A 12,198-nucleotide genomic window follows, 5' to 3' on the forward strand; every position below is an offset into this window, starting at 1 on the left:
CCCGCCCCCCGCGCGCCCCCCCCCCCCCCCCCCACCCACCCCCCCCCCCCCCCCCCCGGCGGGCCCCCCCCCCCCCCCCCCCCCCCCCCCACGTTGAGGGCTACTCCTTCGCCACCACCGGCACTTGGCGGAATCTTGCGCGCACCGAATCCGGCAGCGGGGAGAAATTCATCGCGACACCGCGGCGGTCGTTGGCATTGCGGCTGGCGACCACCAGACCGTCGGCGCCCGCGACGATGTCGCCCTTGCGCAAGGTGGGATCGTCGTCGACCTTGACCTGAGCGAGCCCGACCGGATCCTTGCCGTTGCAGGTGCAGCCTGCGACAATCTCATTGCGATAGCGGAACGCGTTGGGCAGGTCGGAATAGGATTTCCCCTTGTCCGTCGTCGCGTCGTCGATGTTGCCGCCATAGACCAGCGAGGTCTCCGAGGCCGGGCAGAAGCTCTTGCAGGATTGCGCCTTGCTCTCGGAATCGTTCCCTTGCGCCGGGAAGTAACGACCGTCGCAGCCGCGCACGCAATAGGCCGTGCCGCCGCCATAGGATGCCCGTTGGCGCGGCGCGTCGTAGCGCGGCGTGTCATCGGTCTGGAACGGCATGCGAATCTCCGGCGCCGGCCGTCCGCGGAAGCCGCCGAACAGCGCCGAGAAAAAATCCTCCGCATGGGCCGATGGCGTCAGCGCGAGGCCGAAGGAGGCAACGGCGACGAATGCCGCCGCGCCACCGGCGAGTTTGCCGATCGAACGTCTCTTCATGTGACCTCACTCGACGCTTAGTTGACGGCCGAATTCGAAATGTTCAGCGCCTGCCGACCCGAGGGCAGCGCCGTCACGGCCGGACGGTTGCGCACGGAATCCGCGCCCTTGGCCATCAGCGGCGCGTTCTTCGGCAGCACGACGACCTTGGCGCCGACATTGACGCGGCCGAACAGGTCGGTGACGTCCTCATTGGTCATGCGGATGCAGCCGGACGAGACGAACTTGCCAATCGTGCTGGGATCGTTGGTGCCATGAATGCGGTATTCGCTCGACCCGAGATACATCGCACGCGCGCCGAGCGGATTACCGGGGCCGCCCGCGACGAAGCGGGGCAGATAGGGTTGGCGCGCAATCATCTCAGCCGGCGGATGCCAGTCCGGCCATTCCGCCTTGCGGCTGACGCTCTGCACGCCCGACCAGGTGAAGCCCTCGCGCCCGACACCGACGCCATAACGGATGGCGCGGCCCTGTCCGAGCACGTAGTAAAGATAAGTATTGTTGGTATCGATCACGATGGTACCGGCCGGCTCGCTCCGGTCGAAGCTGACAATCTGCTTGCGCAGGCGATCGGGCAGCGCGGCATCCTCGTCGGGCGCCTGCGCGCTCTGGCTTGCATAACCTTGGTTTGGATAGCCTTGGTTCGCATAGACTTGGTTCGCATAACCCTGCGAATAGCCCTGGTCCTGAGGGTAGGCCTGGTCCTGCGGATAGGTGTAGCCCAGTGTTTGTGCGCTTGCGGCGCCGAACGGCACTGCCAGCAAAGCGGTTGCGAAGGCGAAGGCGGTGATGCGGCGCGGCGATAAGCGGCGTCGGACTGCAGAGAACTTCGTCATGTGCTGCCCCGTTGGATGCCCGCATCAGGGTGATGCGCTGGTTCGATCAACGCGGTCGAACCGGCACAAGTTCCGCGGCGCGATGCAGCAGCGACGTCACAGTCAAGCGAGCATCTCTTCACGAAGCCGCGATGGAACCCGCAGGAGGCTTGGACGTTCTTGTCTGGTCATGGGCGCGCGGACCGAAGACTCCGTGCCGGAGAGGTATTGTGCGCGTCCTTCCCAGCGAACGTCTGACTTCCGGCAACGGCGAAGGCACTCCGCTTCCCGAGAGCCACGGCGAACTCCCGCCGGTGATCCGCCGCACCGAGCTCGTCGCCTTCTCGCTCGCCGGACTTCTCCTCATCGCAATCGTCGCGGTGCTCTATGTCGGAAAGGCGTTCTTTCTGCCTGTGGTGATGGCGTTCGTCACCGGCACGATGCTCTCGCCGGCAGCGACCTTCCTGGAGAAACAGAAAGTGCCGCGGAGTCTCGCCGCCGCGCTAATCGTGTTCGCGGTGACCGCCGTAGTCGGCTTCATCGTCGCGCTGATTGCCTCGCCGGCGATGGAATGGAGCTCGCGCCTGCCCGAACTCGGCGCGCAGTTGAAAGACAAGGTCCACGTGTTCGACCGGCCGCTGTCGCTGTGGCGAGAGCTGCAGATGATGCTCGGCGGCTCGGAGGGATTGCCGAGCCTCCAGATGCCGAAATTCGAGTGGGTGCAGCCGACGATCGAATTCCTGTCACCAACCTTTACCGAATTCCTGCTGTTCTTCGTCACCCTGATCCTGTTCATCGCCAGCTGGCGGGACCTGCGACGGGCGATGATCATGACCTTCAGCGATCATGACGCACGGCTGCGCACGCTTCGCATCCTCAATGAGATCGAGGTCCATCTCGGCAACTATCTTTTGACCGTGACCCTCATCAATGTCGGCGTCGGCGTCGCCGCGGGACTCGTCTGCGCGCTCACCGGAATGCCCAATCCGGCTGGCCTCGGCGCGCTCGCGGCCACCCTCAATTTCATTCCGATCATCGGACCGGTGGCCATGTTCGCCATTCTGGTCGTGGTGGGATTGGTCACCTTCCCGACTGTCAGCGGCGGCCTGATGGCGGCGCTCGCCTTTGGCGGCATCACCTTCCTGGAGGGACATTTCGTCACGCCGACCATCATCGGCCGGCGGCTTGCGCTCAATGCGCTCGCGGTGCTGCTGGCGCTGGCGTTCTGGACTTGGCTGTGGGGCCCGATGGGCGCGTTCCTGTCGTCGCCGCTGCTGATCGTCGCCCTGATCCTGAAGGAGCATCTGTTGCCGCAGGATTCGCCGCAGCTCCCGCAGGACTAACCGGTTTCCGTGAACGGAACTTACCCGACGACGAAACGTTTCCCGGCTGTCTCAACCGTCAGCAGCTCGGAGCCCCTGATGTCCACCACCAATGCCGAAGCCGGGATGAGAGACTGGACCGACAAAGCCACCCGAGAACGCCTCGAGAAGGATGTAGCAGCCGTGAAAAGCGATATCGCCGCCCTCACCGATCAAATCACCGACGCGCTCAATACTTTTGCCAACTCATCCGGCAAGCAGGCCCGCCGCGGCTATCGCCAGGCGCGCGAAAACGTGGATTCCGCCATCGACGACATGTCGGAGCGCGGCAGCGCGATGATGGGCGCGGCACAGGAGGCCTACGGCTCGATCGAGGAGACGCTGGAGGACGCGATCAGCCAGCGGCCGCTCGCGACCGTCGGGCTCGCGCTCGGCATCGGCTTCCTGATCGGCGCGGCCTGGCGCCGCTGAGGTCGCGAAGGGGGTATCGAGACGGTGGCGCAGCGGCGCCGCCGGTGCCGGCTTGTGGGATCTGAGGAGCAAGGCCATGTTTCAGCGCATCATCGACGGGATCAGCGCATCCACCGGCACCACTGTGCGGCTGACCTCGCTGGCAGCAGGCGCGGCGTTCGCGCTGTTCATCACCACGTGCTTCCTGTGCGCGGCGGCGTTCATTTCGGTGCTCAACAAATATGGTCCGGTGCAGGCCTGCCTCGCCGGTGCAGGCATTTTCTTTCTGCTGACCCTGACCGCGGCGGTAAGCTATTGGGTCTACAAACGGCAGCTGCGCAAGCAAGCTCATATCGCGGCCGAGCGCGCCACGAAGTCGGCGGCCTCGAGCATGCTCGCGGACCCCATGCTGCTCGCCACCGGACTCCAGATCGTTCGCGCCATCGGGATCAAGCGGCTGTTGCCGATCCTGGCGATCGGCGGCGTCGCCCTCGGAATCATGGCGAGCCGCGCCGGCGTACCCGACGAGGCCTCGGCTGAACCTGCCGAGTAGCAGCTACCGCGGGGTAGAAAATTTCGTCACAAGTCCCGCGAACGCATCTATGGAATAGGCACCGGCGGCCCTGCGCCAAGTTTGGCGCCGCCCGGCGCCGTTTGCCTGCGCCATCACGCAAACGCTACTCGGATAGGCAGGCGGTTGCCGTTAAAAGCAGCGCCCCTGATTCCAAAAGCCATTTTTTCGATGAAACCGTCCGTCCAGGCGAACCTCGCCGCATTCCATCACGACCCCCGGCTCTATTTGACGCTCGGCATCGCCAACTGGTCGGTTTTCGTCGACCACATCCCGAACAACGTCGTCAATTTGCTGACGCTGCGCAACTTCGGCTTCAGCGGCGCCGCAGACTTGTTCGTGTTCGTGGTGGGCTATGGCGTCGCGATCATTCACGGCAGGATAGCACTGGAGCGCGGCTACGTCGTCGCGGCGACGCGCATCTTTCGCCGCGTCTGGCGGCTGTATGCCGCCTATGTCGTGCTGTTCGTGATCTATATCGACACCATCGCCTATGTCGCCTCGCAATCCAAGGCGCCCGAGATCATCCACGAATACAACATATCGGGAATTCTCGAGCACCCACTGCGCATCCTGGTGCGCGGCCTCGTGCTCCAGGAGGAGCCGCTGAATCTCGACCTGTTACAGCTGATGATACCGCTGATGGCCTTCTTTCCGTTCGCGCTGTGGGGGCTGTTGCGGCGGCCGAACCTGACGCTTGCGGCATCGGTCGCGCTGTACGTTGCGGCACGCTGGTTCGACTGGAATTTCCGGGTCTATCCGGACCAGGAGTGGACCTTCAACCCGTTCTGCTGGCAGATGCTGATGGTGCTGGGCGGCTGGTTCGCCGTGACCGGTGCGTCGGGCCGCGCGCTGCACGGCCTGTCCTGGCTGCGCGTGCTCGCAGGCGCCTATCTCGTATTCGCGATGACGATCACGCTGATGCGCCACTCGCCGGCGCTTGCCGCCTACCTACCGGACATCGTGCTCAACAACATCACGCCGACCGACAAGGAAAACCTCGCACCCTATCGCGTGGTCCACTTCCTCGCGCTCGCTTTCCTCGCGACACATCTCGTCCCGGCCGATCATCCCGGCCTGCAATGGAGATCGCTACGGGCGGTCATCAGATGCGGCGAGGAATGGCTCGCGGTGTTCTGCGTCGGCGTATTCCTGTCCTTAGCCGGCCATCTCATCCTGATCACCGGCGCCAATCTGGTGGTGATGCAGATCGCCGTGAGTCTGGCCGGCTTCGCGGCGATGGCCGCGGTTGCATATTACATCGCCTGGTCGAAGCGGCAGGACCTGCCCGCGGCCTTGCGGCAGCAGGCCTAACCCGGCACCCTCCGATTCCGCTAGGCCGGCCATCACGGGTGGGCTATGCGGAGCGGCAGCGGATTGCGCGAGGAGACCGGGCGTGGTGATGGCGAATGGCGGGGGTGAGGGAGACGAGACCGCGCCCCGGCGCGGCCGGCCAAGGTCGATCGAGACCACCAACGCCATTCTCCAAAGCGCCTATGCGCTGATGGCCACCACCGGCCTTGCCCCCACCACCATCGACGCGATCGCGCGCCACTCCAGCGTCTCCAAGATGACGATCTACAAATGGTGGCCGTCCCGCGAAGCCTTGCTGATCGACGCCTTCCTTCACCATGCCGCGCAGATGCTGCCGCTGCCGCCTGCAAGCTCGGGCAGCCCTGCCGCGCGCGCACGCCGCCATGCCGCGGCCTATGCCGAAGCGCTCCAGGGCGAGTTCGGCAAGGTCCAACTCGCCGTCATCTCGGAATGCATCTCCAAGACCGCCTCGGCGGAGCTGTTCTACGCCCGCTACCTGCAATTCCGACGCGACGCGCTGATCGAGATGATCGCCGCGGGCCAGAGCGACGGCAGCATTCTGGCGGAAGCACCGCCCCAGGATCTCTACGACGCGATCTATGGCGGCCTATTCTACCGCTACGTCTTCGGCATCGCGCCGGTCACACCGGCCTACGCGCGGACTCTGGTTGACCTCGTGCTGCGGCCGAAGATCTAGGGCGCTTTCCGCGCCGGCCGGATCGGTGCTGACAGCTTGTCGGTACGGTCGCGCTCGGTCATATCCTCGACCGTCTCCATCGGCGCGGTCAGCTCGTAGACATAGGAGACATCGGTGAAATAGCGCTTGGCGGTGCCGCCGAGCGCCTCGGGCGCGACGCGGTCGAGCAGGATCAGGCTGAAATCGGAATCGGGGCGGCGCGTCGCTTCGCTGGTGTTGAACTCCTCCCAGCGGAAATAGAAGACCTCGCCGGCCCCCTCGTTCGTCACCGTCCAATTGGCAGTGATGTGCGGATGCTTGCCGACCAGCGACAGGCCCTCGTCGGAATGCGAGGCGAGCTCGAAGAACAGCAGCGACAGGCTCTGCGCCGCGCGCGCGCTGACTGCGATATCAGGACCGGTAACGGCGATGCGGTCGGCATGCGGAATGGCGCGCGCCTCGAACAGGCCCTTCAGCTTGACGCCCTGCCATTGGCTCTCGCTGAGCAGTGAGACGACATTGGACATGGCGTGGATGCGGCCGATCAGGAGCTCGCGCGCGACATCGATGTCGGAGCCATGGCGCAGCGTACGGGTCACGATCGACTGGATCACCGCCAGGATGTTTTTGACCCGATGGTTGAGCTCGTCGATGACGGCCGTCAGCCGGCGCTCGAAGCCGATTCTGACCTGGATTTCCCGGCTGAGCCGCAAATTGTTGTAGGCGACATAGCCGAACAGGCCGCACACCATCGCGGTGATCGCAAAGCCGATCGCCGCCACGATGATCGCAGTCTGCTCGGCGCGGCGCGCCGAATTGGTCTTGGCGTAATAGCCGAGCTGCCAGTCGCGACCACCGAAGCTCACCGTGCGCGTCGCCGACGGCGCCGCCCCATCGGCTGCCGTCGTTCGGGCCGAGACCACGCCTTGATCGTTGGCGACGAGTTCGCCACCCTCCCGGCGCGGATCCTTCAGCGCGACCGCGAACAACGACATGTCGTCGTTGGTCAGCATCAGGGAAGAGAGCTCGTAGGAAAATGTGATGAAGCCCGCAGGCTCCGTCGCGCCCTCGGGGATGACGGGAGCGGCCACAATGATGCCGATCGGCCCGTCGCCTCGCAGGAGGGCAACCGGTTCTGAGGCAACCGATCTCTTCTCCACTCTGGCGCGCGTCAGCATGGCGCTGCGCACCTGATCCTGGTCGTAACTGCGGCCGGGCAACCCCTTGGTCTCGTTGCTGCGCGGCTCGAGATCCAGCAGCACGTCGATCGGCTGGGTGACACCTGCCGGATCGATCGGCTTGTCGTCATAGGTGCGGATTCGCGGATTGGGGAAGCCGGCGCTCGCGATGGCGGTCTGCGCTGCGGCAAGTTCGTTCGGCTTCAGGCGGGCGACCCAGCCCGCCACCACGAAATCGGTCTTGAAGGCGTAGATGGCCGAGCGCAACGGCTCGAGCATGTTGGGCTTGAGCACCGACGGCGCCCGGAACAGGCCGGAGGCAACCCGCGCGAGCAGTTCGCGCTCGGTGAGCCGGTCCTGGACCAGGCTCGCATGGACGTCGATCGCGCGCGCCAGCGCGATCCGGTCCAGCGCCAGCTCCTGGTCGTGGACGCGATAAGCCGCAAGCCCGGAGAGCAGGGCTCCGAGAAGAGCAATGAAGCCGATGATGAAACCCAGCCTGACCACGCGACTACTCAGGCGAAAGCAGGAGGTCGGCAATAAACACGGAGCATATGGACGCCGCTCGAACGGGCACGTGCCGAAACAGGGTGAACCCCAATGGCCGAGATAATGGAGGAGGAGGCATCGATACGCAACTTGGGTCGCCTGAAAAGCTCAAATCCGCCCAGCCGATGGTCCGGCCGGGGCGGATTTGCTCCGGGCACCGGAGGTAATCAATCGCCGTGACCGAAATTTGTTCCGCGGACACGGCTCTGCCCAACGCGTTAACGGGGAAACGCCTGCGTTAGGTCGTCGCGCCGGTCAGCCGGCCCGTTTCAAGCCGCCTTTGGCCTCAATGAAGCCGATGATGCGGTCCAGTCCCTGGCTCCTCTTCAGGTTGGTCATGACGAACGGCCGCTCGCCGCGCATGCGCCTGGCATCCGTCTCCATCTTTTCCAGGGAAGCGCCGACATAGGGCGCCAGGTCGATCTTGTTGATGACAAGGAGGTCGGACCGGGTAATGCCGGGGCCGCCCTTGGACGGGATCTTGTCGCCGGCCGCCACGTCGATGACGTAAATGGTGAGATCGGCGAGCTCCGGGGAAAAAGTGGCAGCGAGGTTATCACCGCCGGATTCGATCAGCACGAGATCGAGCCCGGGAAACTTGGCGCGCATATCCGCCACCGCGGCGAGATTCATCGAGGCGTCCTCGCGGATCGCGGTGTGCGGGCAGCCGCCGGTCTCGACCCCGGCAATGCGATCCGGCGTCAGCGAGCCCGAGCGTACCAGGAATTCCGCATCCCATTTGGTGTAGATGTCGTTGGTGATCGCGGCGATGTCGTAGCGCTCACGCATGGTCTTGCAGAGCAGGTCCATCAGCGCGGTCTTGCCCGATCCGACCGGACCGCCGACACCGACACGCAAGGGGCCGTGGGAAGTAGGCATTGAGTGTTTCCTATTGTCGTCCTGGCGAAAGCCAGGACCCATTACCACTGAACCCGATTGTCACGGCACGCTGGAGCCACATCTGTGCATAGCCACGCGCACTCGTGGTTATGGGTCCTGGCTTTCGCCAGGACGACGATGGAAAGCTGCGCACCCCGCTCATGACCGAAACAGCCGCGTATATTGCGTCTCGTGCCGCAGGCTGGCGAGGTCGGCGCGAAACGTCGCGCCGCCGAGATCGTCCAGCGTCGCATTCAGCGCACGATTTGCAGTCCCGGCAACCGCGGCTTCCAGCCTCACCAGCACGCGTTGGCTGTCGGTCTGGCCGAGCGGAATGAGCCGGCTGGCCGCGGAAATCCAGTTCGAGACCAGCGCATGCAGGAAGGCGTGCAGCGTCGGCGCCAGCGGCACGCCGTGCATCGCGGCGACCACGCCAACAGCAACGGGATAGACCAATGGCGTGCGGCACGACGCAAGGATGGCATCCAGCCCGTCGGCATCCCACGCGGCGCGGGCGATCTCGATGAAAGCACGGCCCTGCGATGTCGTCTCCAGCTGCCGCTCGCGCGACGGCACGAAGGCCGCGGCGAGCTCGGCGATATCGCTCAAGGTGTCGCCCTCGCCCGCTTCAGTGGCGCGATAGGCGTGGACCAGAAAGGTCGCATCGCAGAAGCCCGAGCCATCGCGAAGCATCGCATCGAGCCAGTCCGCGAGCGACGCGGTGTCGGTGATGTCGCCGGCCTCGACCGCCCATTCGATGCCGCTGGAGTAGGAAAAGCCCCCGACGGGAAACGCGGGCGACAGCCAGGTCATCAACCGGTACAGCGCCGCCGCCTCGCGCTCCGCGAGGTCGCGGGCAGCGACCGACTCATTTGTGGTCATGAGCATGCTTGTGGCCGTGGTCATGGTCGGGGTGATCGCAATGCTCGTCGTGGTGGTGATGGTGATCGTGACCGTCGCCATGTCCGGCATGACCATGGTGGTGATCATGGCCGTGATGATCATGATGATCATCGTGGCCATGATCGTGATGCGCGTGGTCGTCGTGTCCATGCGCATGACCGGCATCGGCATAGGCGCCGCCCTCGGGATCGAACGGCGCCTCGATCTCGATTACACGCGCGCCGAGGCCCTTCACCATGGCTTCGATGACGTGGTCGCGGCGGATGCGCAGGCCCTTGGCCATGATCTGCGTCGGCAGATGGCGATTGCCGAGATGCCAGCCGACGCGAATGAGGTGGTGCGGATCGTGGCCGCGGATCTCGAGCAGCGGTTCGGGCGCGGCGACCACCTCGACCAGGCGGCCGTCCTCCAACACCAGCGCATCGCCGCCGCGTAGTGCGACGGCATTCTCCAGGTCGAGCAGGAACTCGAGCCCCCGCGTCCCCGTCATCGCCATGCGGCGGCGGTGTCGATCGTCGAAATCGAGCACGACCGTATCCGCCGGCGCTTCCGCGAAGCGGTGTTGTCCCCTGACCTGCGTCGCCCGGATCATGCGCTTCTACCCCGTTACCGTGTCTCGACCTTCTCGGGCGTGATCACTTCGATCTTTGGCGGCGCCGTAAAACACTTCACCGCGACGCGGCCGAACGTCTTCATGTGCTCCATGGCGCGATGCGGCACCAGCGCCTCGGCATTCTCCCACTGCTCGACGAACACCATCTTGGCGGGATCGGTGACGCTCTCATGCAGATCATAGGCGATATTGCCGGGCTCTTTCCGCGTCTCCTTGATGCAGGCAGTGGCAGCTGCAATGAATTCGGCGCGCGTTTCAGGCTTGATGGTCAAGGTGGCGACGACGTAGATCACGAGAAATCCTCCCGGCTTTTCTTCTGGGCTTCAGATACCCGGCGGGACCTTAGACCAGGCGGGATCGAACGCAAAACCCGGAAAAGCGGCCCCCGGATATGCGACCAAGACATGGTCCGGAGACATGGGTTGAGGCGCTATTTCAGTACATGAAATATCGCTGCGCCATCGGCAGCACCTCGGCGGGGGCGCAGGTCAAAAGCTCGCCGTCGGCGCGGACCTCATAGGTCTCCGGATCGACCTCGATATTGGGGGTGGCGTCGTTGTGGATCATGCTCTTCTTCGAGATCCTGCCGCGGGTGTTCTGGACCGCATAGAGCTTCTTGTCGATGCCGAGCTTGCGCGCGAGGCCGCCGGTGATGGCGGCCTTCGAGGTGAACACCACGGAGGACGCGGTCACCGCCTTGCCGAAGGCGCCGAACATGGGCTGGTAATGCACCGGTTGCGGGGTCGGAATCGAGGCGTTGGGATCGCCCATGGGAGCGGCGACGATCATGCCGCCCTTGACGACACAATCCGGCTTGACGCCGAAGAAGGCCGGCGACCACAGCACGAGATCGGCGAGCTTGCCCTTCTCCACCGAGCCGATCAGCTTCGAAACGCCATGGGCGATCGCGGGATTAATGGTGTATTTGGCGATGTAGCGCTTGACCCGGAAATTGTCGTTGTCCTTGCCCTTGTCCTGCGGCAGCGAGCCGCGCTGCTTCTTCATCTTGTCGGCGGTCTGCCAGGTCCGGATGATGACCTCGCCGAGGCGGCCCATGGCCTGGGAGTCCGAGGAGATCATCGAAAGCGCGCCGAGATCATGCAGGATGTCCTCGGCCGCGATGGTCTCCTTGCGGATGCGGCTTTCGGCGAACGCGAGATCTTCCGCGATCGAGGGATCGAGGTGGTGGCACACCATCAGCATGTCCAGATGCTCGTCGATGGTGTTGCGCGTAAAGGGCCGCGTCGGATTGGTCGAGGACGGCAGCACGTTCTTCAGTCCCGCGACCTTGATGATATCGGGGGCGTGACCGCCGCCAGCGCCCTCGGTGTGGAAGGCGTGGATGGTGCGGCCCTTGAACGCCTCGATCGTATCCTCGACGAAGCCGGATTCGTTGAGCGTGTCGGTGTGGATCATCACCTGGATGTCGTAGTCGTCGGCCACCGACAGGCAGGTGTCGATCGCGGCCGGCGTCGTGCCCCAGTCCTCGTGCAGCTTCAGCGCACAGGCGCCGGCCTTGATCATCTCGACCAGCGCGGCGGGCCGCGAGGCGTTACCCTTGCCGGAGATGCCGAGATTGACCGGGAAGGCGTCGAACGACTGGATCATCCGCCCCATGTGCCACGGACCCGGCGTACAGGTGGTAGCGAAGGTGCCATGCGAGGGACCGGTGCCGCCGCCCAGCATCGAGGTGACGCCGGACATCAGCGCGTGCTCGATCTGCTGCGGGCAGATAAAGTGGATGTGGCTGTCGAAGCCGCCGGCGGTCAGGATCTTGCCCTCGCCCGCGATCACATCGGTGCCCGGGCCGATGATGATGGTGACTCCCGGCTGAATGTCGGGATTGCCGGCCTTGCCGATGCCGGCGATCATGCCATCCTTGATCGCGACGTCGGCCTTCACGATGCCCCAGTGATCGACGATCAGCGCATTGGTGATGACGGTGTCCGCCGCGCCCTGCTTGTTGGTGACCTGCGACTGGCCCATGCCGTCGCGGATCACCTTGCCGCCGCCGAACTTCACTTCCTCGCCGTAGGTGGTGAAATCCTTCTCGACCTCGATGATGAGGTCGGTGTCGGCCAGCCGCACCTTGTCGCCGGTGGTCGGGCCGAACATGTCGGCATAGACGGAGCGCTTTATTTTGACGGACATCACAAGCCCCGTTTGCGTTTGAA

13 protein-coding genes are annotated in these 12,198 nt (G+C 64.6%); 5 read left to right on the plus strand and 8 right to left on the minus strand.

Annotated elements, in window-relative coordinates; genetic code table 11:
- Positions 1-100: 100 nt before the first annotated feature.
- Positions 101-754 carry a DUF2865 domain-containing protein gene (locus tag AC0L3P_RS11660; RefSeq protein WP_354063011.1) on the minus strand — a complete coding sequence of 218 codons (654 nt, stop codon included), beginning with the start codon at positions 752-754 and terminating at the stop codon, positions 101-103.
- 17 nt (positions 755-771) lie between these two features.
- The gene (locus AC0L3P_RS11665) at positions 772-1,590 is read right to left on the minus strand and encodes a L,D-transpeptidase (RefSeq protein WP_473301941.1); all 819 of its coding nucleotides are present in this window, start codon (positions 1,588-1,590) and stop codon (positions 772-774) included.
- Between the two features lie 209 nt (positions 1,591-1,799).
- Here AC0L3P_RS11665 and AC0L3P_RS11670 point away from each other — a divergent pair, with 209 nt between their 5' ends.
- The 5 genes from AC0L3P_RS11670 to AC0L3P_RS11690 all read left to right on the plus strand — a co-directional run bounded on the left by AC0L3P_RS11670 (position 1,800) and on the right by AC0L3P_RS11690 (position 5,923).
- Positions 1,800-2,912: an AI-2E family transporter gene (locus AC0L3P_RS11670; RefSeq protein ID WP_473301942.1), complete on the plus strand. Its 1,113-nt coding sequence runs from the start codon at positions 1,800-1,802 to the stop codon at positions 2,910-2,912.
- 78 nt (positions 2,913-2,990) lie between these two features.
- A complete protein-coding gene (locus AC0L3P_RS11675) occupies positions 2,991-3,362 on the plus strand; it encodes an ElaB/YgaM/YqjD family protein (RefSeq protein WP_007599824.1) in 372 nt (123 codons plus the stop codon).
- Positions 3,363-3,438: 76 nt separating this feature from the next.
- Positions 3,439-3,894 (plus strand): hypothetical protein, encoded by a 456-nt coding sequence (locus tag AC0L3P_RS11680; protein WP_354063005.1) that lies wholly within the window; start codon positions 3,439-3,441, stop codon positions 3,892-3,894.
- Positions 3,895-4,083: 189 nt separating this feature from the next.
- Positions 4,084-5,226 (plus strand): OpgC domain-containing protein, encoded by a 1,143-nt coding sequence (locus tag AC0L3P_RS11685; protein WP_354063003.1) that lies wholly within the window; start codon positions 4,084-4,086, stop codon positions 5,224-5,226.
- An 88-nt stretch (positions 5,227-5,314) separates the two neighbouring features.
- Positions 5,315-5,923, plus strand: a complete 609-nt coding sequence (locus AC0L3P_RS11690) for a TetR/AcrR family transcriptional regulator (protein ID WP_473302088.1) — start codon at positions 5,315-5,317, stop codon at positions 5,921-5,923.
- On the opposite strand, the gene AC0L3P_RS11695 is transcribed toward AC0L3P_RS11690, so the two are convergent.
- From AC0L3P_RS11695 to ureC, 6 genes are all read right to left on the minus strand, one after another.
- Positions 5,920-7,587, minus strand: coding sequence for a CHASE domain-containing protein (locus AC0L3P_RS11695; RefSeq protein WP_473301943.1), 1,668 nt, complete (start codon positions 7,585-7,587; stop codon positions 5,920-5,922). The two genes, AC0L3P_RS11690 and AC0L3P_RS11695, sit on opposite strands and share 4 nt — an antisense overlap.
- 297 nt (positions 7,588-7,884) lie before the next feature.
- Positions 7,885-8,508, minus strand: coding sequence for an urease accessory protein UreG (ureG, locus tag AC0L3P_RS11700; protein WP_473301945.1), 624 nt, complete (start codon positions 8,506-8,508; stop codon positions 7,885-7,887).
- Between the two features lie 159 nt (positions 8,509-8,667).
- Positions 8,668-9,396, minus strand: a complete 729-nt coding sequence (locus AC0L3P_RS11705) for an urease accessory protein UreF (RefSeq protein ID WP_473302089.1) — start codon at positions 9,394-9,396, stop codon at positions 8,668-8,670.
- Positions 9,377-10,003, minus strand: coding sequence for an urease accessory protein UreE (locus AC0L3P_RS11710; RefSeq protein ID WP_473301946.1), 627 nt, complete (start codon positions 10,001-10,003; stop codon positions 9,377-9,379). Before AC0L3P_RS11710 ends, AC0L3P_RS11705 begins: the two co-directional genes overlap by 20 nt.
- 14 nt (positions 10,004-10,017) lie before the next feature.
- Positions 10,018-10,317 carry a putative quinol monooxygenase gene (locus tag AC0L3P_RS11715; protein WP_007599815.1) on the minus strand — a complete coding sequence of 100 codons (300 nt, stop codon included), beginning with the start codon at positions 10,315-10,317 and terminating at the stop codon, positions 10,018-10,020.
- A 142-nt stretch (positions 10,318-10,459) separates the two neighbouring features.
- Positions 10,460-12,175 (minus strand): urease subunit alpha, encoded by a 1,716-nt coding sequence (gene ureC, locus AC0L3P_RS11720; RefSeq protein WP_473301947.1) that lies wholly within the window; start codon positions 12,173-12,175, stop codon positions 10,460-10,462.
- Between the last annotated feature and the right edge of the window lie 23 nt (positions 12,176-12,198).

Source organism: Bradyrhizobium sp. WSM4874, assembly GCF_055811835.1.

Bases quoted from the DNA above. Each gene is read 5' to 3' on its own strand.
- AC0L3P_RS11660 (WP_354063011.1), bottom strand. From the start codon at position 754: ATGAAGAGACGTTCGATCGGCAAACTCGCCGGTGGCGCGGCGGCATTC.
- AC0L3P_RS11665 (WP_473301941.1), bottom strand. From the start codon at position 1,590: ATGACGAAGTTCTCTGCAGTCCGACGCCGCTTATCGCCGCGCCGCATC.
- AC0L3P_RS11675 (WP_007599824.1), top strand. From the start codon at position 2,991: ATGTCCACCACCAATGCCGAAGCCGGGATGAGAGACTGGACCGACAAA.
- AC0L3P_RS11680 (WP_354063005.1), top strand. From the start codon at position 3,439: ATGTTTCAGCGCATCATCGACGGGATCAGCGCATCCACCGGCACCACT.
- AC0L3P_RS11685 (WP_354063003.1), top strand. From the start codon at position 4,084: ATGAAACCGTCCGTCCAGGCGAACCTCGCCGCATTCCATCACGACCCC.
- AC0L3P_RS11690 (WP_473302088.1), top strand. From the start codon at position 5,315: ATGGCGAATGGCGGGGGTGAGGGAGACGAGACCGCGCCCCGGCGCGGC.
- ureG (WP_473301945.1), bottom strand. From the start codon at position 8,508: ATGCCTACTTCCCACGGCCCCTTGCGTGTCGGTGTCGGCGGTCCGGTC.
- AC0L3P_RS11705 (WP_473302089.1), bottom strand. From the start codon at position 9,396: ATGCTCATGACCACAAATGAGTCGGTCGCTGCCCGCGACCTCGCGGAG.
- AC0L3P_RS11710 (WP_473301946.1), bottom strand. From the start codon at position 10,003: ATGATCCGGGCGACGCAGGTCAGGGGACAACACCGCTTCGCGGAAGCG.
- ureC (WP_473301947.1), bottom strand. From the start codon at position 12,175: ATGTCCGTCAAAATAAAGCGCTCCGTCTATGCCGACATGTTCGGCCCG.